21 protein-coding genes are annotated in these 19987 nt (G+C 65.2%); 5 read left to right on the top strand and 16 right to left on the bottom strand.

Annotated elements, in window-relative coordinates; genetic code table 11:
- Nucleotides 1-115: 115 nt before the first annotated feature.
- From IPU70_RS00610 to IPU70_RS00570, 9 genes are all read right to left on the bottom strand, one after another.
- Nucleotides 116-1285, bottom strand: coding sequence for a CMD domain protein (locus IPU70_RS00610; protein ID WP_207464184.1), 1170 nt, complete (start codon nt 1283-1285; stop codon nt 116-118).
- A gap of 18 nt (nt 1286-1303) precedes the next feature.
- Complete coding sequence (locus tag IPU70_RS00605; RefSeq protein WP_207464183.1) at nt 1304-2599, bottom strand: acyl-CoA thioesterase/bile acid-CoA:amino acid N-acyltransferase family protein; 1296 nt, start codon at nt 2597-2599, stop codon at nt 1304-1306.
- Nucleotides 2600-2602: 3 nt separating this feature from the next.
- Nucleotides 2603-4174 (bottom strand): ABC transporter substrate-binding protein, encoded by a 1572-nt coding sequence (locus IPU70_RS00600; protein WP_054456311.1) that lies wholly within the window; start codon nt 4172-4174, stop codon nt 2603-2605.
- 65 nt (nt 4175-4239) lie between these two features.
- Nucleotides 4240-5253: an ABC transporter ATP-binding protein gene (locus IPU70_RS00595; RefSeq protein ID WP_207464182.1), complete on the bottom strand. Its 1014-nt coding sequence runs from the start codon at nt 5251-5253 to the stop codon at nt 4240-4242.
- On the bottom strand, nt 5250-6257 hold the full coding sequence (locus tag IPU70_RS00590; RefSeq protein WP_207464181.1) for an ABC transporter ATP-binding protein: 1008 nt from the start codon (nt 6255-6257) through the stop codon (nt 5250-5252). Before IPU70_RS00590 ends, IPU70_RS00595 begins: the two co-directional genes overlap by 4 nt.
- Complete coding sequence (locus IPU70_RS00585) at nt 6254-7168, bottom strand: ABC transporter permease (protein ID WP_207464180.1); 915 nt, start codon at nt 7166-7168, stop codon at nt 6254-6256. Before IPU70_RS00585 ends, IPU70_RS00590 begins: the two co-directional genes overlap by 4 nt.
- Nucleotides 7165-8139, bottom strand: coding sequence for an ABC transporter permease (locus tag IPU70_RS00580; protein ID WP_054456315.1), 975 nt, complete (start codon nt 8137-8139; stop codon nt 7165-7167). Before IPU70_RS00580 ends, IPU70_RS00585 begins: the two co-directional genes overlap by 4 nt.
- The gene (locus IPU70_RS00575; protein ID WP_207464179.1) at nt 8136-9599 is read right to left on the bottom strand and encodes an NAD(P)/FAD-dependent oxidoreductase; all 1464 of its coding nucleotides are present in this window, start codon (nt 9597-9599) and stop codon (nt 8136-8138) included. Before IPU70_RS00575 ends, IPU70_RS00580 begins: the two co-directional genes overlap by 4 nt.
- The gene (locus tag IPU70_RS00570) at nt 9596-10573 is read right to left on the bottom strand and encodes a LysR family transcriptional regulator (RefSeq protein ID WP_207464178.1); all 978 of its coding nucleotides are present in this window, start codon (nt 10571-10573) and stop codon (nt 9596-9598) included. Before IPU70_RS00570 ends, IPU70_RS00575 begins: the two co-directional genes overlap by 4 nt.
- A gap of 296 nt (nt 10574-10869) precedes the next feature.
- Here IPU70_RS00570 and IPU70_RS00565 point away from each other — a divergent pair, with 296 nt between their 5' ends.
- Nucleotides 10870-12339, top strand: a complete 1470-nt coding sequence (locus IPU70_RS00565; RefSeq protein WP_207464177.1) for a hypothetical protein — start codon at nt 10870-10872, stop codon at nt 12337-12339.
- Between the two features lie 94 nt (nt 12340-12433).
- Here the strand turns inward: IPU70_RS00565 and IPU70_RS00560 are convergent, their stop codons facing one another.
- The 3 genes from IPU70_RS00560 to IPU70_RS00550 all read right to left on the bottom strand — a co-directional run bounded on the left by IPU70_RS00560 (nt 12434) and on the right by IPU70_RS00550 (nt 14055).
- Nucleotides 12434-12664 carry a hypothetical protein gene (locus IPU70_RS00560; RefSeq protein ID WP_054456318.1) on the bottom strand — a complete coding sequence of 77 codons (231 nt, stop codon included), beginning with the start codon at nt 12662-12664 and terminating at the stop codon, nt 12434-12436.
- 283 nt (nt 12665-12947) lie between these two features.
- Nucleotides 12948-13157, bottom strand: a complete 210-nt coding sequence (locus tag IPU70_RS00555; RefSeq protein WP_088159405.1) for a hypothetical protein — start codon at nt 13155-13157, stop codon at nt 12948-12950.
- Nucleotides 13158-13173: 16 nt separating this feature from the next.
- A complete protein-coding gene (locus IPU70_RS00550) occupies nt 13174-14055 on the bottom strand; it encodes a LysR family transcriptional regulator (RefSeq protein WP_256439218.1) in 882 nt (293 codons plus the stop codon).
- A gap of 98 nt (nt 14056-14153) precedes the next feature.
- On the opposite strand from IPU70_RS00550, the gene IPU70_RS00545 reads away from it, so the two are divergent.
- Genes IPU70_RS00545 through IPU70_RS00535 form a run of 3 tightly spaced genes read left to right on the top strand, consistent with a single transcriptional unit; the run spans nt 14154 to nt 16667 of the window.
- A complete protein-coding gene (locus IPU70_RS00545; protein ID WP_207464175.1) occupies nt 14154-15161 on the top strand; it encodes a membrane dipeptidase in 1008 nt (335 codons plus the stop codon).
- Between the two features lie 25 nt (nt 15162-15186).
- Nucleotides 15187-16158, top strand: coding sequence for a tripartite tricarboxylate transporter substrate binding protein (locus IPU70_RS00540; RefSeq protein ID WP_207464174.1), 972 nt, complete (start codon nt 15187-15189; stop codon nt 16156-16158).
- Between the two features lie 8 nt (nt 16159-16166).
- The gene (locus IPU70_RS00535) at nt 16167-16667 is read left to right on the top strand and encodes a RidA family protein (RefSeq protein WP_207464173.1); all 501 of its coding nucleotides are present in this window, start codon (nt 16167-16169) and stop codon (nt 16665-16667) included.
- Between the two features lie 27 nt (nt 16668-16694).
- On the opposite strand, the gene IPU70_RS00530 is transcribed toward IPU70_RS00535, so the two are convergent.
- The 3 genes from IPU70_RS00530 to IPU70_RS00520 form a co-directional block, all read right to left on the bottom strand.
- On the bottom strand, nt 16695-17294 hold the full coding sequence (locus tag IPU70_RS00530) for an OmpA family protein (RefSeq protein ID WP_207464172.1): 600 nt from the start codon (nt 17292-17294) through the stop codon (nt 16695-16697).
- 2 nt (nt 17295-17296) lie between these two features.
- Nucleotides 17297-17797, bottom strand: a complete 501-nt coding sequence (locus IPU70_RS00525) for a hypothetical protein (RefSeq protein ID WP_242702240.1) — start codon at nt 17795-17797, stop codon at nt 17297-17299.
- A 155-nt stretch (nt 17798-17952) separates the two neighbouring features.
- Nucleotides 17953-18165, bottom strand: a complete 213-nt coding sequence (locus tag IPU70_RS00520; RefSeq protein ID WP_207464171.1) for a hypothetical protein — start codon at nt 18163-18165, stop codon at nt 17953-17955.
- A 192-nt stretch (nt 18166-18357) separates the two neighbouring features.
- Between IPU70_RS00520 and IPU70_RS00515 the strand changes: the two genes are divergently transcribed.
- Entirely contained in the window at nt 18358-19077 is a 720-nt protein-coding gene (locus IPU70_RS00515) for a carbonic anhydrase (protein WP_207464170.1), read from the top strand.
- Nucleotides 19078-19530: 453 nt separating this feature from the next.
- On the opposite strand, the gene IPU70_RS00510 is transcribed toward IPU70_RS00515, so the two are convergent.
- On the bottom strand, nt 19531-19911 hold the full coding sequence (locus IPU70_RS00510; protein WP_013394373.1) for a DCC1-like thiol-disulfide oxidoreductase family protein: 381 nt from the start codon (nt 19909-19911) through the stop codon (nt 19531-19533).
- Nucleotides 19912-19987 lie beyond the last annotated feature (76 nt).

Genomic DNA, 19987 nt, shown 5'->3' with positions numbered 1-19987 from the left:
TCAGGCCAAGCCTCAGGCCAAGCCTCAGGCCAAGCCTCAGGCCAAGCCTCAGGCCAAGCCTCAGGCCAAGCCGCAAGCAAAGCGTCCGGCACGCAAGCGGCCGGACGCCACAGGGTCAGGCCTTCGGGAAAACCGGCTCGCCCAGGTTCAGCATCAGGCGATTCGCCCAGGCGAAGATCGCATCCGAATGCAGCAGATCCAGGATCTCGCCTTCATTCAAGCCAGCATCCTTCAGGGCCTGGATGCTGTCCGCATTCACCGCGGCAGGCGCTTCGGTGATCTGGATCGAGAACTTGCCGATGGCGAGTTCACGCGCCGTGGTGCCGGCGGTGGCAGGATCCTCGAACACCTGCGCAATAACTTCATTCCGCTTGGCCAGCTGCTCAAAGCGCTGGGCATGCACGGACGCGCAGTACACGCAGCCGTTGATACGCGACACGTAGGTCGAACCCAGTTCACGCTCCGCACGCGACAGTCCACCCGGCGCGTACATGATGGCGTTGAACGCCGTGGACCGCTGGCGCAAAATTTCCGGCTGATGCACCAGGAACAGGTAGTAGTCCGAGACCTTGGCCTTTGGGTGGCTTTCTTCCAGGACGGCGACTTGCTCGGGCGTGGCGGTTTCGACGTTGACGACGTCGAGCCAGGCCTTCCATTCCAGCGATTCGTTGGTGAAGCCGTGGGCCTTGATCACCGCGCCGGGCGCGGTGGCGGCGGTGTTGGCGGGGAAGGGCGCGGGCGGCTCGCTGGCGGCGCGCGCAGGGCCGGCTTCCAGGGCCTTCATGGCTTCCAGGCCGGCGACGAGGCGGACCTGGTAGGACAGGAAGGCGACGAGCTGGGATAGCGTGACCACGGCGGGCGTGGAGACGCCCGCGGCGGGCAGGGTCTTCAGCGCGGCTTCGTCGCCTTCGACGGGCTTCTCGATCAGCTTGCGCGTGAATTCCAGGATGGCGGCCAGGCGCGGGGTGGCGGCGTCGGACGGCTTGCCGGATTCGGCGACGGCGATGTCGGCCGGGGTTGCGCCGGCGTCGTTCAGGCGGGCGCGGTAGTGCGCGGCCAGCAGCGGCGACGGGGTGATGCGGGTGGCGTACAGCGCGACCAGCAGGCGCTCGGCCAGGGACAGGCCGGGCAGCGCGGGGTCGAAGAGGGCGTCGTAGCTGCCTTGGGTGGCGGCGGCGACCTTCTCGCGGAAGTGGCGCACTTCGTAGGCCTTGGCGCCCGGGGCCAGGCCGATCAGGCGGTCGACGAGGTCGTCCGTGACGTTGTAGACGATGGGTTCAGCCATGCGGATCTCCTTGATGCTTTACTTGGCGGCGCGCGCTTGGACCGCGGCGTCCAGGAACTGCTTCACGCCTTCCCAGGATTCCTGGTCAGCGCGGGCGTTGTCCTTGGGGTTGCCGCCGCTGGTGCTGATCTTGCCCGACACGGGGTGGGCGTAGACGAGCTGGGTGGTGGGCACGTAGGGGAACAGGATGGAGTGCCCGCCGTTCTCGTAGTCCAGCCATTCAACCGGGTAGGGGTGGTTCACCTGGGCCAGCTTGTCCTGCACCATCTTGGAATAGATGCTGGACGGCCAGGAGCCGTCGTCGGTGCCGGACAGCAGCATGACGGGGCCCTGGATGTCCTCGACCTTGATGCGGGCGCGGGCCACGGCATCGGGGTCTTGCAGGGCGGTGAGGATGGCTTTCTCGTGGCGGTGCGGCGAGGGGCCTTCGTCGAAGGGCGCCCAGGTGGCGGTGCGGTTGTTTTCCCAGACGTGGGGGATGGGTTTGCCGCCCAGCAGCCACGTGGGGCCTTCGCGGCCGATCTTGGGGTCGCAGGCGTTTTGGCCGCTGTGGACCACGGCGCCGGGCACGTAGGCAACCACGGCCGAGACTTCCTCGGGGAAGGTGGCGCCCAAGAGCAGCACCAGTTCGCCGCCGCGCGACTGGCCGCTGATGGCGACGAAGTCGTGCTTAGGCTGGACCTTCTTGCGCAGCCAGCGCAGGCCGGTCTGGAAGTATTCCAGCGGGGTGTTGGAGATGTAGTCCGACAGGCCCGGCGCCTTGAAGTAGGCCAGGGCGAAGGCGGCGTAGCCGCGGGACGCATACAGCGCCGCGCGCGGTTCGTTGATGCCGCCGCCGGAGCCGTTCAGGATCATGACGGCAGGGAACGGGCCAGGGCCGGGCGGCAGGTACAGCGTGCCGACCAGGCCTTCCTCGCGCACGTCCTGGCGGGTGACGCCGTCAGCCGCCAGGCGTTGGGTGAAGCTGGCCTGGGCCTGCGCGCCGGCGGCGCGCGCCACCACGTCGGTGACCAGGGCGTCGGTCACCGGGTGGTTGAAGTGTTCGCGGCTGGGGGAGTCCACGGGGGACTGCGACCAGACCAGGCCCATGGGTGCAACGCCTTCGTAGTCGCCGGACACGGGCGCGTCGCGGCCCAGGTCGACCGTGCCGTCCGCGCCCGCCACGAAGGCGGCCTGGCTTTGCCAGAGCACGCCGTTGCGGCGGGTCAGGGCGGTGATCTCCACCGTCTGGCCGGGCGCGACGTGCTCGACCCGGATCTGGCGCGGCACGTCGATCAGGTCGACGGCCGGGGTGATGGTTAGGGTGGGCGTCATGGCTTACTTGCCCGACTCTTTCGTCACCATCATGGCGGCCGTGCGGTCGCTGGTCATGGGGGTGACCTTCAAGCCCTTCTTGGTGGCCCAGATGTTCTTGTAGTGGAACAGCGGGATGATGCCGACGTCGTCGTACACGATCTTGACGGAGTCGCGCAGGATGGCTTCACGCTTGGCTACGTCGAATTCCGAGGTGGATTGTTCCAGCGCGGCGTCGACCTTGGGGTTGCTGTAGCGGCCCCAGTTGGACGCGCCCAGGCCCTTCTTGGCGTCGGCGGTGGCCAGGATGTTGACCAGCGCGTAGCTGCCTTCGCCGGTGCCGTTGCCCCAGGCCAGCATGCTGACCGCGAATTCGTTCTTGTTGGCGCGGCCCGAGTACACGGCCCATGGCACCACTTCCACCTGGGTCTTGACGCCGGCGCGGGTCCAGAACTGCGCCACGGCCTGGGCGGTTTCCGGGCCTTGCGGGTAGCGGTCGTTGGGCACGTGCATGGTCAGCTTGAAGCCGTCCGGGTAGCCGGCTTCGGCCAGCAGCTTCTTGGCCTGGGCGACGTCGTTGGGAATGTCCTTGACGTCGGGGTTGTAGCCGATGGTGCCCTTGGGCATCCACTGGTTGGCTTCGGTGGCGGCGCCTTGCAGGATGCGGTCGGCGATGGCCTTGCGGTTGATGGCCAGGTTCAGGGCCTGGCGCACGCGCACGTCCAAGAGCGGGTTCTTGTCCAGCGGCTTGCCGTTGTTGTCGGTGATGTACTGGTTGGGCGCGGGGTTGAAGCTGGGCTGCAGCAGCATGACGCGCAGGCCGTCGTAGGGGTAGACGGACACGTTGGCGGCCTTTTGCAGCTTGGCCAGGTCGGACACCGAGACCTTGTCGATCACGTCCACGTCGCCGGCCAGCAGCGCGGCGGTGCGGGCGGCGGCGTTGTTGATGTAGCGGTAGTTGACCTTGTCCCAGATCTGCTTGTCGCCCCAGTAGCCGTCGTTGCGTTCCATGATGACGCGGTCGCCGGGGGTGTAGGACACGAACTTGTAGGGGCCGGTGCCGACCATGGCCTTGCCCGAGTTGTAGTCTTCGGTGGTGGACTTTTCACCGACGTGCTTGCTGACCACGTGCACCGAGGCCAGGTTCAGCGGCAGGTCGGGGTTGGGGGCCTTGGTCTTGACGATGAGCGTCAGCGGATCCTTGGCGGTCATGGTGTCGATGGTGCGCAGGTAGCCGGCATAGGTGGCCACGCTGCCGGGCACGGCGCGCGCGCGGGTGTAGGAGTAGATCAGATCGTCGGCGGTGAAGGGCGTGCCGTCCTGCCACTTGACGCCTTCGCGCAGCTTGAATTCCCAGGTCTTGTCGTCCAGCGGCTTCCAGCTCACGGCCAGGCCGGGCTGCAGCTTGTTCCACTTGTTCTCGATCAGCAGGTCCCAGAAGTGCAGGGCCACCGAGCGGTCGCCGGCGTGGTTGTTCAGCTGCGGGTCCAGGGACGACAGCGGGTCGGCGAAGCCGATGGACAGGTCGTCGGCGGAAGCGGCAGCGGAAGCGCCAAGAATGGCGGCGGTCAGGGTGGTGAGAATCAGGCGTTTCATGTTCGGAGTCCTTGGTATAGGGGGAACTGGCGGTTGGTTCGGGCGCCGCGGCGCGGCGGCGGTGGTTACGCCATGTCGTTCAGGTGACAGGCGCTCAGGTGGTTGATGGCGATTCCCTTCAAGGTGGGAACCTCGGTCTTGCAGCGCGGCATCGCATGCGGGCAGCGCGGATGGAAATGGCAGCCGCCGGGTGGATTCAGCGGGCTGGGGATCTCGCCCTTGATCGCGGTAAAGGTCTTGTGGCGCGACTTCAGGCTGGGGATCTCGGCCAGCAGGGCTTGCGTGTACGGGTGGTTGGGGTGGCGGAAGACTTCTTCCACCGTGGCCGTTTCCACCACGCGGCCCAGGTACATGATCACGACGCGGTCGGACAGGTGCTCGACCACGCCCAGGTCATGGCTGATGAAGAGATAGGTCAGCCCCAGGTCTTCGCGCAGGTCCATGAACAGGTTCAGGATCTGCGCCTGGATCGACACGTCCAGCGCGGCCACGGCCTCGTCGCATACCAGCATGGTGGGCTGCACGGCCAGGGCGCGGGCGATGCCGATGCGCTGGCGCTGGCCGCCGCTGAACTGGTGCGGATAGCGCTGGCGCAGCGCGGGGTCCAGGCCGGCGCGTTCCAGCTGGGCGCTGACGTAGTCGTCGAAGTCGCCGTTGCCGACCAGGCCGTGGATGCGGGCCGCTTCGCCCACGATCTCGTCCACGCGCAGGCGCGGGTTGAGGCTGGCGTAGGGGTCCTGGAAGATCATCTGCACTTGCAGGCGCGCGGCGTGGGCCTGGGCCGAGTTCATGTCGGCCGGGCGCACGCCATTGATGCGGATTTCGCCGCCGGACGGCGTCAAGAGGCCCGCGGCGATGCGGCCCAGCGTGGACTTGCCGCAGCCGGACTCGCCGACCAGGCCGACCACTTCGCCGGGGTTGACGATCAGGTCGACGTTGTCGACCGCGCGGGTCACGGCGGGCGGCTTGGACAGGCCCAGGCGCTGCATGGCGCGCGTCGCGGGGCCGGTGGGGCGTTCGCCGAAACGCTTGCTGACTTGGTTCAGGGCGATCAACGGGGTAGGGGCGGTCGTGCTCATGCCATTACCTCGCTGGTCTGGATCGTGGGGTGGAAGCAGCGCACTTTGTGTTCGGGCAGGGCCTGGGTGATGCCGGGCTGCTGGCCGCAGGCGGCGGTGGCGCGCGAGCAGCGCGCCGCGAAGGCACAGCCCGCGGGCAGGTTGAGCAGGTTGGGCGTCATGCCGGGAATCTGGCGCAGGCGCTGGCCGCGCTTGTTGTTGCTGGGCAGGCTGTCGATCAGGCCCACGGTATAGGGGTGCTGCGGACGGTCCAGCACGTCGTCGACGGTGCCATGCTCCACGATGCGGCCGGCGTACATCACCGCCACGTCGTCGGCCAGGCCGGCCACCACCGACAGGTCATGGGTGATCCAGATCAGGCTGGTGCCGTGCTGCTGAGCGAGCTTCTGCACTTCGGACAGGATCTGCGCCTGGATGGTGACGTCCAGCGCGGTGGTGGGTTCGTCGGCGATGATCAGGTCGGGCCGGTGCAGCATCGCGATCGCGATGGCCACGCGCTGGCGCATGCCGCCGGACAGTTGATGCGGATAGGCCAGCAGCCGCTCTTCGGGGCTGGGAATGCCCATCATGCCCAGGGTGTCGCGCGACAGGGCGCGCGCCTGGGCCGCGCTCATCTTGTTGTGCGCGCGCACGGTCTCGATCATTTGCGCGTCCACCCGTAGCACCGGGTTCAGCGTCATCATCGGATCCTGGAAGATCATGGCGATGCGGTTGCCCTGCAGCTTGCGCAGTTCACGCGGCGCCAGCTTGGTCAGGTCGCGGCCCTGGAACAGCACTTCGCCGCCGACGATGCGGCCCGGCGAGTCGACCAGGCCCATGATGGAGAAGCCCGTGACGGACTTGCCCGAGCCGGACTCGCCGACCAGGCCCAGGATCTTGCCGCGTTCCAGCGTGAAGGACACGTCGTCCACGGCGGGCAGCACGCCCGCGCGGGTGTGGAAATGGGTGCGCAGGTTGCGCACATCCAGCGTCGGCGCGCCGGCAGTATGGCGGTCGGCGCTCATTTGTGGGTCCTCGGGTTCAGCACGTCGCGCAGGCGGTCGCCCACCAGGTTGATCGCCACGATGGTGACCAACAGCGCGATGCCAGGATAGAAGCTGATCCAGTATTCGCCGGACAGCATGGTCTGGAAGCCGTTGGAGATCAGCAGCCCCAGCGACGGTTCGGTCACGGGCACGCCCAGGCCCAGAAAGCTGAGCGTGGCTTCCAGCGTGATGGCGCGCGCGATCTGCAAGGTGCCGATGACGATCAGCGGCGGCAGGCAGTTGGGCAGGATGTGCTTCAACATGATGCGCCAGTTGGGGATGTCCAGGCAGCGGGCGGCTTCCACGTATTCGCGGCGGCGCTCGACCAGGGCCTGGCCACGCGCGGTGCGGGCGTAGTAGGCCCATTCCAGGATCACCAGCGTCAGTACCACGTTGCCCACGCCCTTGCCCAGATAGGCCAGGATCATCATGGCCACCAGGATGGACGGGAACGACAGGATCAGGTCGACCAGGCGCATGATGATTGCGTCGGTCTTGCCGCCGGCGTAGGCGGCCAAGAGGCCCAGCAGCGTGCCGATGATGCCGGCGATGAGGGCCGAGCCCACGCCCACGATCAGGCTGATGCGCAGGCCGTACAGGATGCCGGACAGCAGGTCGCGGCCCTGGCCGTCGGTGCCCAGCCAGTAGTGGAAGGTGTCCAGGCCGTTCATGGTGCCCGGCGGCAGACGCGCGTCCAGCACGTCGATCTGCAGCAGGTCATAGGGGTTCTGCGGCGCGATCCAGGGCGCCAGGACGGCGGCCAGGATCAGCAGGGTAGCGACAGCCAGGCCCAGCACTGCCGTCTTGGACGACATGAACTCGGCCAGGTTGCGCCGCCACGGCGATTCGCGGCGCAGCGCGGGGGTGGGGTTTGTCGATACGGCGCTCATGCCGAGGCCTCCAGCCGCACCCGCGGGTCCAGCACTTTATAAAGAATGTCCACGATCAGGTTCAGCGTCACGAACAGGCACACCACCACGATCAGGTAGGCGACGATGACGGGGCGGTCCAGCGCGTTCAGGCTGTCCAGGATCAGCTTGCCGGCGCCGGGCCAGGCGAAGATGCTTTCCGTGACCACGGCGAAGGCGATGGTGGAGCCCAGCTCCAGGCCCAGCACCGTGACCAGCGGAATCATGGTGTTGCGCAACACGTGCACACAGACCACGCGCATGGGCGACAGGCCCTTGGCGCGGGCGAACTTCACGAAGTCCAGTGGCAGCACGTCGCGCACGCCGGCGCGGGTCAGGCGGATCACCAGCGAGATCTTGAACAGCGACAGGTTGAACGCCGGCAGGATCAGGTGGCGCCAGCCGTCGGCCGTCAGCCAGGACCATTGGAAGCCCAGGAACTCCACGGTTTCGCCGCGGCCGCTGGCCGGCAGCCAGCCCAGCGACACGCTGAAGGTCATGATCAGCATCAGCGCGATCCAGAACGTCGGCAGCGAGAAGCCGACGATGCTGCCCGCCATGATCATCTTGGCGAAGCGGCTATCGGGATACAGGCCGGCGTACAGGCCCAGCGGCAGGCCCACCACCACGGCCAGCATCATCGCGGCGATGGCCAGCTCGAACGTCGCCGGCAGGCGCTGGATCACCAGTTCCACGGCCGGGATGTTGTAGACGAAGCTATTGCCCAGATTGCCGTGCAGGGCGCCGTTCAGGAACGCCAGGTACTGTTCCCACAGCGGCTTGTCCAGGCCGAGTTCGGCGATGATGCGGGCGCGGTCCACCTGGTCCACGTCCTGGCCGATCAGGATGTCCACCGGATTGCCGATGGCGTGCAGGCCCACGAAGACGATCAGCGTCATCAGGAAGACCACCACCGCGGCTTGCGCGATGCGGCGCAGCAACCAACCCGTCATTGCGCGGTCTCCGCTTGCGGAGCCGGGGCCGGCGTCCATTCGTCGCCGAACACTTCGGGCTCGGAGAACGCTTCCATATTGGCGTAGTGCACCTCCACGTCCTCGCGGTAGAACAGGCCGGCGATGCCTTGCGCCAGGCGCTTGGCGCCTTCGCTGATGGCCGGGATGTCGCCCGAGATCGTGCCCTGCGTCAGCGCCGCGGGGTAGGAGAAGCAATGCACGCGGTCCAGCCCGGGACAGGCGCCTGGGGTCTTTTCCTGCAATTCGAACACCGCGCCCAGGTCGGGCGAGTCATGCAGTTCCTGGTCCTCTTCGCCAGCCGGCGGTACGTAGCGGTCGCCCCAGGCGCGCACGTGCGGCGCCAGCGCGGCGAACTCCGGACGCACGGTCCAGTCGATGCGAAAACCCGTGGAGAAGATCAGGAAGTCCAGCACGAACACGCCCTTGGGCGTGGTCACGCGGATTTCGTCGCCCACCAGCGCCAGATCCTGCACGCCCGCGCCCAGGTTGAAGCGGGCGTTGGGGTGGCGCGAGACGCGCAGCGTGCTGCCGCGGGGCGGCGGCACCTGGGCGGCGTTGATGTAGTGGCGGATCTTCCACTTCCATTCGTCGGGCAGGGTCAGGTGGCCGTGAGTCAGGCCGGGGTTGCCCGCGCCTTTGCCCTTGTTGATGCGGGGGATGTCGTTGCGGCGGATCAGCAGGTCGACGCTGGCGGCGCCGGCTTCCAGCGCGGTGCCCGCGCTGTCCATGGCCGATGCGCCCGCGCCCACCACGCCGACGCGCTTGCCGGCCAAGGTGCCGTAGTCCATCACGTCGGACGAATGCGCCCAGCGGTTGCGCGGCAGCTTCTTCGAAAATTCAGGCACATAGGCACCGCCCAGACCGTCGCGGCCGGTGGCCAGCACCACGCGGCGCGCCAGCACCGTGCTGCGTCCGGCGGGAGATTCGATGTCCAGTTGCACCAACTGGTCGGCGCGCGGCAGCACGGCCAGGATGCGGTGCTCGTTACGCACGTCCAGGTCCAGCGCGCGGCGGTACCAGCGCAGGTAATCCATCCATTGCAGGCGCGGGATCTTGTCCAGTGCTTCCCATTCTTCGGAGCCGAACTGCGCTTCGAACCAGGCGCGGAAGGTCAGCGCCGGCAGGCCCAGAGCGGGACCGGTCAGCTGCTTGGGCGAACGCAGGGTTTCCATGCGGGCGGTGGTGGCCCAGGGGCCTTCATAGCCTTCGGGCGCCTGGTCGAAGATCGGGGCGTTGATGCCCAGGTGCTTGAGCGAGGCGGCCGCGGCCAGGCCGGCCATGCCGCCGCCGATCACGGCCACGTCCAGCACCGGCTGGCCGTCGACGAGGCGGGGCGTGACCCAGTTCTTGGAGGGGATTTCCAGCCAGGACAGGTCTTGCCGCAGGCGCGCTTCCAGCGCGGCCAAACCTTGCGGCGGGGTGGCTAGGGGCTGATTCATATAGCAGGGGATTCCGTAAGAGGGGCGTCGTCGCCATAGATCGACTGCAGCAGCGCCGAATGCTCGGCGGCGTCGTGCTGGGCGAAGCCGGGCAGCAGGGCCGCGGCGGCTTGGGCGAGCGCGTCGACCATGGCCTGGCAGGCTGGCGTCGGCGTTTGCGACTGCGGGGTGATGACCCCGAAGAAAAAGGGGATGTCCAGGTCGACGGGCCGGATCGCCACGCCCGGCATGGGGGCGCCGTAGGCGGTGATCGGTTCCAGCACCGACACGCCCAGTCCGGCGCGCACGGCGGCCAGGGCGTTGACGGACGAATTGGTTTCCATGGTGCCCAGCGTCTGGGCGTTCTGCGCCAGCGCGGCGTCCAGGCGGCGGCGCAGGCGGTAGGGATTGGCCATCGTGATCATGCGGCGTCCGGCCAGCGCGGCCACTGGCACCACGGCTTGATGCGCCAGCGGATCGTCTTCCGGCAATGCGACCACACAGGGCGCTTGCCCGATCCAGTGCACCGTCAGGCCGCGATGTTCCAACGGCAGGCTGGTCGCGCCCAGTTGCGCGGCGCCCGACAGCACGGCGTGCACCACGCGTTCGGGCGAGGCGCTACGCAGCTGGATGCGCGCGGCGCCGATGCGGTCTTCGATGCGCTTGAGTGCGTCGGGCACCAGGCCCGCCGCCAGAGCGGACGTGGCGGCCATCAGCAGCGGCTGGGCCTGGCCGCGGGCGATTTCATCGGCGCGGCTGCGGATCTGCTGCATGCCCGCCAGCGCGCGCTCGACGTCGTCATACAGCAGGAAGCCCTGCTCGGTGGGCGTCACGCGCGGGCCGCTGCGCGCAAACAAGGGATAGCCGATCTCGGCTTCCAGTTCCTGCAACAACCGGCTGATCGCCGGCTGAGAGCGTCCCAACAGCCGGCCGGCAGCAGTGACACTGCCCGTGGACATGACGGCCGCGAAGGCCTCGAGTTGACGAAGTTCCATCTGTATTGATTTATGCCAAGGACGAATTCTTGCCCGGCAAGTATGCGCTTTGCAAATAATTAAAGAGCATAAGTAAATTCCCTGATGGGGTTTTCCTCAGGGAATTTCATAACTGCTAGTTATTTCAATGGCTTGCGACCGGAAGATCTCGGCGTCGGCGGCTGGAGGGCGGGGCAGGGAAGGAGGCCGGCCGGGGCTCAGGCTCGGCAGTGGCAGGCGTGCAGCAGTCTATGCGGTCTAAATTCGCATGACTCCAAGGGAGTTCCATCAACAACGTAGCGTGGAGAGGTGCACTAATGAACAGTCTTACCCCCGGCAATACGAATTCCGATCAGGGATTGGCCCTGGCCGCTGGCGCGGGCCTGGTGGTCCAGACCGTTGCGGAACTGCGTGAGCAGCTTGGTTCTGTGAATCCGTATGTCGTCGCCGTTGGATACTATTCGCGCCGTGACAAGCCGGAATCGTTCTACCAGTACGACCAGACAGACACGGCCAGCGCGGATAACGGCGGTACGGTGATTGTGGGCAATAACGGCGACCGCTGGAAGTTGGTGCCCAACATCTCGATCAGCGTATGCGACTTTGGCGTGATCGGCGATGGCGCGCGTGACAATGCAGCAGCATTGACCAAGCTGCGAGCTTGGGTAGCAGCCAAAACCGCATCCGGAAACGTGGTGCAAGTGACCTGGCCCGCGGGTAGGTATGTTTACTCGCAGGGTCCCAACTGGGCGATTCCGGGCCTGCGCATGATTGCCGAGGGAGAGGTCTGGCTGATCAACACCGGCACGGACACGTCGTTCCTTTGCGATGGCTCCTACATTGCGGGCGGGGTTCGTGGAATGTCGATTGAGGGGGATTTCCGTGTTTTCCCAAATGCAAACAGCGCTATTGGCGTCTTGATCAAGTCGGTCCACGTCTCTGAAATTCAAATCGTCTCCCGCGGCGCCGGCAACGGATATTCGGCAATCTATATCTCAGGCTGCGTCTGCACCCTGTTCAAACTCCGGGCGTCAGGCAACGACGGCGGCTGGTACAACCCTCCCACCCACTGCCTATACATAACGCAACATGAGCCAGGGGGCCAGACGAGCTACTGCACATTCCTGAATCCTGTTCTGGAGGGAGCCCCCATCGGCGTGCTGCTCGACGGAGCCATGGGAAACACCTTTATCGGCGGAACCATGGAAGCCTGCCCAAACATTGGCGCCCAACTGACGCTCAATGCCATCCAGAACAAGTTCTTTTCCATCGATTTCGAAGAGAACGGGAACCACGACATCCTCTGCGAGGGTTCCAACAACGAGTTCATCAGTTGCGATACGCTGAAAAAGATATCGATTGCGGCGGGTAGCGACAATCAAGTGGTTGCTGGCCTGCATCAAACGATAGAGGTGTTGGCGCCGGCGAGCCGGACGCTTCTGTCTGGTTTCAAGTACAACAGAACAGGAGGAAGCGCGTTTCCCGCCGACGCAGGCACGAAAACGCGATTCCGCGACTTGACCAACGTGGGGACTGGGCTTCAGCACAACGCGCCACCGACTCTGCGGCAATTGACGGTAGGAGCTTCGCCCTTTACCTACACGAATACGGCCGGCAATGACCAGAGCGTCGCAATTGTTCCCGGGATCATTACCGGGGTCGCTATCGTGCGTAACGGGGCGGCGCTACCTTTACCCGCCACGAATGGCATGTATGAGCTGTCTCCAGGCGACTCGATTCGTGTCGAATACACGGCTCTTCCGGCGTTGTTTGTGCTGAGCCGTTAGGCTTCAAGACGGGACCCGCCACGGCGGGTTGCGTCCGCATGCGGACGCGGTGGGCGTTCTTTCTTCATGGGGACCATGGCAATTCTCCACTACTTCAAGAATGCCCTCGCCCCTCGCGCCGGTAATACAGATAGCGTTCGATCTCTGCCTGTTCCACCGCCGGTTCCAGCGAGCGCCACCTGACCACGTATCCGCGATGCGCTGGCGGCATCCAGCCCAATACGGAGTACATCGTGACTTCGGTCTGGCCAGTATTGAATTCCGTCTCGAAGAATCCCTGGCGACCCGGCGGCTCGCTGCCGCAAATCCAGCTGGAATCTGGCATGGCGCTCTCCCGTACGACTTCAATCCTACGCGCCGGTCCGGGAAATGGCATACGTTCTAGCCCCGATGCGGGTTGCGTCCACCTTGTGTTAGAAACACGGATGGGGCTCTTGCGGCATGATTGCCGCGATCTTTGCGAACCTTTGCAGTTCGATTTGGCGGATGCCGGTAGTATTCGTCCACCGAACCTCAGGAGCCCGTCATGCACAGTCAGCAACCCGCGCCCGAGCCGAACAAGCGCCGTTGGCCTTTTGGCTACGGCGAAGAGGAGTAGTCCGGCTGCCCTAGCCGATACGCTCAATCCGGTCGCCCGGACCGGACAGCTCGTGATAGATGTCATCCAGATATTCGGCCAGCCCGTCCGCGGGCACATCGGCAGGAATGGCAAGGTCCGCAGCCCGCACGCGCTTGCCGGCTTCCGAACGGTACGCCGTCCACTGCGCGCCCTCGCGCTGGATGTCGAGCTGAAACCTGCCGTAGATGTCGAATTTCATCGATGTCCTGAAAAAATCATGACCAGGCCAGTGCCAGCTCGGCAGCCATGCCGCGCGTGAGTCCCAATAGCGCTTGAGCGGCCGGGCTGAGCGTCTCGCCGCCGCGGGTCAGCACTTCCAGGCTGCGGACGGCGCTTTGGTCGGCCAGAGGCACGATCGCCAATTTTGCGCTAGCCGTGACCGCCAGCGCCGGGAGTATGGTGACGCCAAAGCCCTGTTCGACAAAGGTCAGCAAGGACGTGGTGTTGCGCACCGTCAGCAGCGAAGCGTCCACCAACGCGGCGACTTCGGGGGAATCAAACCTTGCGCACAAGCCGTTTGCAATGAACTCCGCGGCGTCGATATCGCGCCAGCGCGCCTCGCGCCGCAGCCTGGTCAGGCGGTGCCCAGCCGGGCATACCAGCACGAAACGGTCTTCGAACAAGGGCTCGGTCACGATGCCGGGCAGGGGCGCAGGCAGCGTGGCAATGCCGAAATCGACCTCGCCATCGGCCACCGCCTTGCCCACCGCAGCCGAGTCTATGTCTCGCAAATCCACCCGCACCTGCGGATACTGGCGGCGCATCGAGCCGATGACTTGCGGCAGCAGTCGGATGGCTGCGCTCGGCACGGCCGCCACCTTGGCTGTTCCGAGCGCGCCGCTGGCATAGCGGACCATGTGGGCCACGGCCGAGTCGAATTCGGCAATGGCCCGCTGCGCTTGCGCGCGGACATAAAGCCCCAGCGGAGACAGGCGGATCTTGCGTTCGCCTTCGAACAACGGGCCGCCCAGCTCCGATTCCAGCTGCTTCAAGGTCATGGATAGCGCCGCCGGCGTGCGGCCGACCCGGTCGCCAGCCTGGGCCAGTTCGCCGGCGTCGACCACGGCCATGAACATGCGCAAATGCTCTAGTTTCATATTTAAGAAAAAATGAAATAAAACTAAGTTATTTTAGTTTGACTGAATTATGGCCGGAAATCTACAGTACCGCTCACTGCCAATCCAGGAAGCAAGCAATGAGCGCAAGCGCCTTACGCATCGACGGGCTGCAATACAGCAACTGGTCCGAAAAGATATTCCGCCAACTGCGTGAAGGCGGCGTGGACGCGGTCCACGTCACCATCGCCTATCACGAGAACCTGCGCGAGATGATCCACAACATCGAACGCTGGAACCGGTGGTTCGAGCGCTTTCCGGAACTGATCGTGCAGGCGCGCAGCGGCGACGACGTCAGGCGAGCCCGCGAGTCCGGCCGCACCGCGATCATTTTTGGGTTGCAGAACCCATCGCCCATCGAAGACGACATCGGCCTGGTCGAAGTGGTGCACACGCTGGGCGTGCGCTTCATGCAGCTGACCTACAACAATCAGTCCTTGCTGGCTTCGGGCTGTTATGAGGCGGTCGACAGTGGCGTCACCCGCATGGGCCGCGAAGTGATCAAGGAAATGAACCGGGTCGGGCTGGTCATCGACATGAGCCATTCGGGCGAGCGCTCCACGCTGGAAGCGATAGAACTGTCCGAGCGGCCCATCACCATCAGCCACGCCAATCCGCATGCCTGGGCGCAGGCGCTGCGCAACAAGTCGGACACGGTGCTGAAAGCGCTGGCCGGCGCGGGCGGCATGTTCGGTTTCTCGCTTTATCCGCATCATCTCAAGAACAAGTCGGATTGTTCGCTCGACGATTTCTGTGCCATGGTGGCGCGCACCGCGGACTTGGTGGGAGTGGAGCATCTGGGCCTGGGCTCGGATCTGTGCCAGGACCAGCCGGACTCGGTGGTGCAGTGGATGCGCACGGGCCGCTATACCAAGAACATCGATTACGGCGAAGGCTCGGCCGCGCAGCCGGGGTTTCCGCCGCAGCCGGACTGGTTCCAGGACAGCCGCGGTTTCCAGAACATCGAGCAGGGCTTACGCGCGACCGGGTTTTCATCGGACGACGTGGCGCTGCTGATGGGCGGGAACTGGATGCGCTTCTTCGACCAGAGCTTCGGCCCGCAAATCCCTTCCATCCGCAATCCCTGACCGGACGCAACCTCGGAGCACTTATATGAAGAACGCCATTCGCATCCTTGCGTGCGCCACGCTGGCGCTGGGCGCCGTCTGGAACGCCAGCGCGCAGGACTTTCCCAATAAAAGCATACAGATCGTCGTGCCGTTCCCGCCGGGCGGCGTGGCCGACCTGGTCGTGCGCACCGTCGCACAAAAGCTGGGCCAGGACGTCAAGCAGCCCGTGCTGGTGGTGAACAAGCCCGGCGCCAGCGGCATCATCGGGGCCGAGTTCGTGGCCCGCGCACCAGCGGACGGCTACACGCTGCTGTTGGCCAACCTGCCCATCATGTCGATCAACGAATTGCAGTACAGCAGCCTGCCGTATTCCGCCGCACGCGACTTCGCGCCGGTGATCCTGCTGGCCGACCAGCCCTACATCATTGCTACCGGCAACGCCGTGCCTGCCAAGACGATGAAAGAGTTCATCGCCTATGCCAAGAGCAAACCGGATACGCTGACCTTCGGCTCGGCCTCCAGTTCCACCTTTCTGGCAGGCGAACTGTTCAAGCAGCGCGCCGGCATCCGCATGGCCCACATTCCCTACAAGGGCAGCGCGCCCGCCATCAACGATTTGCTGGGCGGACATATCAGCCTGATCCTGGATCCGGTGATTACCTTGCTGCCCCACGTCCAGGCCGGCAAGCTGCGCGCCCTGGCTGTCACGTCTTCCGAGCGGATAGATTCCGCGCCGGACATACCCAGCTACAAGGAAGTCGGCCTGGCGGACATGGACATCACGTCCTGGCAGGGCATCGTCGCCCCGGCTGGCACGCCCGAGGCGGTCGTCAAAAAGCTCAACCAGGATTTCAACCGGGCGCTGCAATCGCCCGAAGTGGCCTCGCGCCTGAAAGAGCAGGGCGTCAGCACAAAGGGCGGTTCGGCCCAGGCTTTCACCGATTTCGTCGCGGCGGAGAACAAGCGTTGGGCGACGCTGGCCAAGCAGGTCAACTTCCTGCCCGGCAGTCTCTGAGGAACGTCATGAGCGGAGCCGATGCGCGTTTGCAGGCCTTGGGACTCGTCCTGCCGGAGCCCACGCCCACGCACTATGCCTATTTGCCGGCGTTTCGGCACGGCAGCACGGTGTATGTCGCCGGGCAGATTCCCAAGCTCAGCGCGGACCAGTTGCTGGTTCAAGGCGCCATAGGCGAGCAGGTCGGCGAAGCGCAGGCGCGCGAGGCGGTGCGCCTGTGTGTGTTGCATGCGCTGTCATGGGTCGCCCATCACGCGCAGGGCAGCCTGGATGCGGTGGAGCAGATACTGCGCGTCAACTACTTCTTCCAGGTGGGCGAGCGCGCCAGCACCAGGCTGTCCGCCATCGCCGATACCGGATCGGAGCTGCTGGTGGCGATTTTCGGGCGCCAGGGCGAGCATCCGCGTTCGGTCATCGGCGTGCGCGAGTTGCCGCGCAACGCGCCGGTGCTGGTCAGTATGGATGTGGCCCTGGCGGTTGCGGACGAGTCGCGAGGCCCGGCCCGCTGAAAAGGACCCGGTCCCGCGCCGCGCTGTTCAGTGCTTGGGCAGCACGAACTCTACCCGCCGGTTCTGCGCCCGTCCTTGCGGATTGTCCGCGCCATTTGCCAGCCGGTTCGACTGGATCGGCTGGGTATCGCCCAGTCCCTTGACAGTCAGACGAGCCTTGTCCACGCCGTGGCTTGCCAGCCATTGCGCCACCGCCTGCGCGCGGCGCAAGGACAGGTCCTTGTTGTAGGACGCCGATCCCTTGGAATCGGTGTGGCCTTCGATGGCTACAGTCCCCGCCGAGCTGGCCTTGATCAGGCTGGCGATGTCCCGCAGCGTAGGCTCGGCGGCGGGACGGATGGCGGTCTTGTCGAAGTCGAACAGCACGTCGCCCAGCATGGCGACGGTCACGGCATTCTTGTCCTGCCGCACCGACAGGCCGTCGTGGCGCGCGGCCAGTCCGTCTATCTGCGCGTTCAGGTCCGAGATGCCGCCGCTGGCGTCGGAGGGCAGACCCTTCAAGTCCAGGATGGTGGCCTGCAGATCCAGGATCTCGGCCTTGTAGGGTGGCTCCTGCGCCATGGAGCCGCCGGTGGCGGCGAGCAACGCCGCGGCCAGCAGAGTTGACGAGCCCGGGTAGCCGGCCATGGCTAGCGGTCGGTGATCTTGATGGCGTCGAAGGTCTCGACGCTCGGTATCGTCAGCGAGACCTCTTTGATCTCCTTGGGCGGGGCGGGGAATTTCCCCTGCCAGGAGCCGGCGATCGGGGCGTCCTTCTCGGTCCTGATCATCAGTTTGGGATTGGTCAGCGGCTTGTCGTTGCTGTCTCTCAGCAGCAGGTGCTTCTTGTTGCCAGCCACGACGTAGAAGCTGTTTTCATAGTCGCTCTTGCTGATCTGCGGATAGAGCATCTCCGTCTTGCCCATGACGATGGGCTTGAACCGCACCTTGATCGACAGGATGTCGCCGCTGCGCACCGCTTCGACCACCTGGCCTTCGGCGACGCCGGAATCGGTCAGGCCGGTAGCCAGGGGCGCGGGGGCGTTCGCCTGGGCCTGGGCAAAGGCGGCCTGGCCAGCCGCCGCCAGGGTCACGAAGGCGCCCAGCGCACAGGCGGCGGCGGTCTTTCTGATAGGAATCACGATAAGCATCCTCTGTCGTTGAAAACCATTCAGGGCAGGGCATCCGGACCGGGACTCATACTTTTGGTCCCATCCAAAGTCCAACATGTGATGGTCCGACTTTCAGGCGCTTATTGCAGTTTGATGTTTTTCCAAGAAGTTACGGAATCTAGCCGGCAGGAACGTCATCCGCCGCGGTGCCCGTGATAGCGCGGAGCTGCGACGCTGCGCGTGTTTTCCTTGTGCTGGGATCCGACCAGGGCCTTGCGCCGGGCTTCCTCGTGCTGGTGATCGGCACGGGCCCGGTCCTTTTCCGCATGCGGCGGCGAGTGCGCGTCGGGCGAACCGGAATCGGGCGTGGTGTGGGCCGGTTTGGGGTGGGGAGTGTTGGGCGTCATGGTGCGTACCTATGCAGGTGACGCGGCTTATGCCGCTATTCCACGTTACGCCTGGGGTGCCTGTATCTCAAGCGGCAATTGCGACAGACTCTTTCAGGGCCCTCCATCCTTATTTTTGAGGCGCGGGCGCCACGCTAGCGGCAAAATAGTCCTGCGCTGGTTTCCTAGACGTTCGTCTTTCAGGAGAGCCTCATGTGCGACTGTTCCTCTTGCGCAAATCCCCTGCATTTCAATCGCCGCCGCTTGCTGTTCGGTGCTGCTGCAATGGCAGCGGCCGGCGCCTCGGGCTGGCTGGGCGCTGCCCAGGCCGCTGTACCCACAAACGATATCGGTCCTGACGCGGCATTGAAACGCCTGATGGCTGGCAACGCCCGCTACGCCGCCAACAAGCCGAACATGCGGGATTTCTCCGCCGGACGCGCCGCCCGCGCCGTAAAGCAGAAGCCCATCGCCGCCATCCTGGGCTGTTCGGACTCGCGCGTGGCGCCCGAACTGGCTTTCGACCAAGGCCCGGGCGACCTGTTCATCGTGCGCGTGGCTGGCAACTTCGTGAACGAAGACGGGCTGGCCAGCCTGGAGTACGGCACGCTGGTGCTGCGCGCGCCGCTCATCCTGGTGCTGGGCCACGACAATTGCGGCGCGGTGGACGCGACCATCAAGGCGTGGAAGGACAAGACCGAGTTCCCCGGCCATCTGCCGGCCCTGGTGAACGCGATCAAGCCCGCCGTCGAACTCGCGAGCAAGTCGGGCGCCAAGGATCTGATGGCCGCGGCCGTGCAGGAAAATGTGCGCATGGCGGTCGATCGCCTGAAGAACGCGCAGCCGCTCTTGCAAGAGATGGTGCAGCAGAAAAAGCTGGGAGTGGTCGGCGGCGTGTATAGCCTGGCCACGGGCAAGGTGACGCTGGTCTGACGTAGCCGACGGGGTTGGCTGAACTACAGCGCCGGCCGGCCCCGGAACGGTGAGAATTGCTGAGCTTTAAACGTTTTTCCCTTCGTAATATCCGCTGAAAGGATATTGAAAGGGGAAAGGGCATGGGGGCGTGCAAAAAATGCGAGGCTATCGTAGCGGACCGGCGCGATGCGCCCGGACATGAAGACCTGATCAGTCTGGGCGTAGTGCGGTCAGCTGGGGAGACGCAGCGGGGCGTGCAGCAACTAGCGTTCACCTGCGCGGTATGCGGCACGGACTGGGATTATTTCGACGACAAGCGCGACCCAGGATCGGGGTGGCGTCGCTGCGAAGCCAATGCGGATGCGCAAATGGCCGAAGAGCCTCTGGCAAGAGCGGTGGGCGCGGTCTAGCGCGTACGGTCTTCAACCGGGTGCCATTCCCGCGCGCCGCGTCGGTGACGGGCCAGCGCGCCTACATCTGCATCTTCTTCTTGCCCAGCAGCGTCAGCGCCAGGCTGCGGCCGGTGCGCATGAACGGGTAGAGCGCCGTTGACAGGCAGGGATTGCGGAACACGGCCGCGTTGACGCTGTTGAACAGATCGTTGCCGGTGCTGATCAGCGCCAGCCGGTTGATGCAGTCGGCGCCCCAATAGTCCTGGCCGTCCAAGTGCAGCAGCATGCCCTGGTTCAGGTCGTAGCCCTGCGCCTTGTAGGCCACCGCCAGATCGGGATGGTCGCGCATGTTCAGCAGATCGATGGGGCCGACGGCCTTCTGCAATTGCAGCATCCGCACGTAGTTCGAGCAGAAAGGGCAGTCTCCGTCGTAGAGCAGGAAGTTCTTTGCGATGGCCATGACGCACCGTGTGGAAATGCGCAGGCGCGAAAAGCGCGCCCGCCGCTTATCTCCGATTAAAACCCATATCGCTGAA

Source organism: Achromobacter sp. SD115, from assembly GCF_017355315.1.
In the GTDB taxonomy this organism is placed as follows: Bacteria; Pseudomonadota; Gammaproteobacteria; order Burkholderiales; family Burkholderiaceae_B; genus Achromobacter; species Achromobacter xylosoxidans_B.
The sequence above is the reverse complement of the archived record's forward strand: the minus strand, read 5'-3'. Positions and strand labels throughout refer to the sequence as shown.

Bases quoted from the DNA above. Each gene is read 5' to 3' on its own strand.
- IPU70_RS00550 (WP_256439218.1), bottom strand. From the start codon at position 14,055: ATGAAACTAGAGCATTTGCGCATGTTCATGGCCGTGGTCGACGCCGGC.
- IPU70_RS00570 (WP_207464178.1), bottom strand. From the start codon at position 10,573: ATGGAACTTCGTCAACTCGAGGCCTTCGCGGCCGTCATGTCCACGGGC.
- IPU70_RS00605 (WP_207464183.1), bottom strand. From the start codon at position 2,599: ATGACGCCCACCCTAACCATCACCCCGGCCGTCGACCTGATCGACGTG.
- IPU70_RS00610 (WP_207464184.1), bottom strand. From the start codon at position 1,285: ATGGCTGAACCCATCGTCTACAACGTCACGGACGACCTCGTCGACCGC.
- IPU70_RS00530 (WP_207464172.1), bottom strand. From the start codon at position 17,294: ATGGCCGGCTACCCGGGCTCGTCAACTCTGCTGGCCGCGGCGTTGCTC.
- IPU70_RS00580 (WP_054456315.1), bottom strand. From the start codon at position 8,139: ATGACGGGTTGGTTGCTGCGCCGCATCGCGCAAGCCGCGGTGGTGGTC.
- IPU70_RS00545 (WP_207464175.1), top strand. From the start codon at position 14,154: ATGAGCGCAAGCGCCTTACGCATCGACGGGCTGCAATACAGCAACTGG.
- IPU70_RS00575 (WP_207464179.1), bottom strand. From the start codon at position 9,599: ATGAATCAGCCCCTAGCCACCCCGCCGCAAGGTTTGGCCGCGCTGGAA.
- IPU70_RS00585 (WP_207464180.1), bottom strand. From the start codon at position 7,168: ATGAGCGCCGTATCGACAAACCCCACCCCCGCGCTGCGCCGCGAATCG.
- IPU70_RS00565 (WP_207464177.1), top strand. From the start codon at position 10,870: ATGAACAGTCTTACCCCCGGCAATACGAATTCCGATCAGGGATTGGCC.
- IPU70_RS00515 (WP_207464170.1), top strand. From the start codon at position 18,358: ATGTGCGACTGTTCCTCTTGCGCAAATCCCCTGCATTTCAATCGCCGC.
- IPU70_RS00535 (WP_207464173.1), top strand. From the start codon at position 16,167: ATGAGCGGAGCCGATGCGCGTTTGCAGGCCTTGGGACTCGTCCTGCCG.
- IPU70_RS00595 (WP_207464182.1), bottom strand. From the start codon at position 5,253: ATGAGCACGACCGCCCCTACCCCGTTGATCGCCCTGAACCAAGTCAGC.
- IPU70_RS00525 (WP_242702240.1), bottom strand. From the start codon at position 17,797: ATGCTTATCGTGATTCCTATCAGAAAGACCGCCGCCGCCTGTGCGCTG.
- IPU70_RS00520 (WP_207464171.1), bottom strand. From the start codon at position 18,165: ATGACGCCCAACACTCCCCACCCCAAACCGGCCCACACCACGCCCGAT.
- IPU70_RS00510 (WP_013394373.1), bottom strand. From the start codon at position 19,911: ATGGCCATCGCAAAGAACTTCCTGCTCTACGACGGAGACTGCCCTTTC.
- IPU70_RS00600 (WP_054456311.1), bottom strand. From the start codon at position 4,174: ATGAAACGCCTGATTCTCACCACCCTGACCGCCGCCATTCTTGGCGCT.
- IPU70_RS00560 (WP_054456318.1), bottom strand. From the start codon at position 12,664: ATGCCAGATTCCAGCTGGATTTGCGGCAGCGAGCCGCCGGGTCGCCAG.
- IPU70_RS00555 (WP_088159405.1), bottom strand. From the start codon at position 13,157: ATGAAATTCGACATCTACGGCAGGTTTCAGCTCGACATCCAGCGCGAG.
- IPU70_RS00540 (WP_207464174.1), top strand. From the start codon at position 15,187: ATGAAGAACGCCATTCGCATCCTTGCGTGCGCCACGCTGGCGCTGGGC.
- IPU70_RS00590 (WP_207464181.1), bottom strand. From the start codon at position 6,257: ATGAGCGCCGACCGCCATACTGCCGGCGCGCCGACGCTGGATGTGCGC.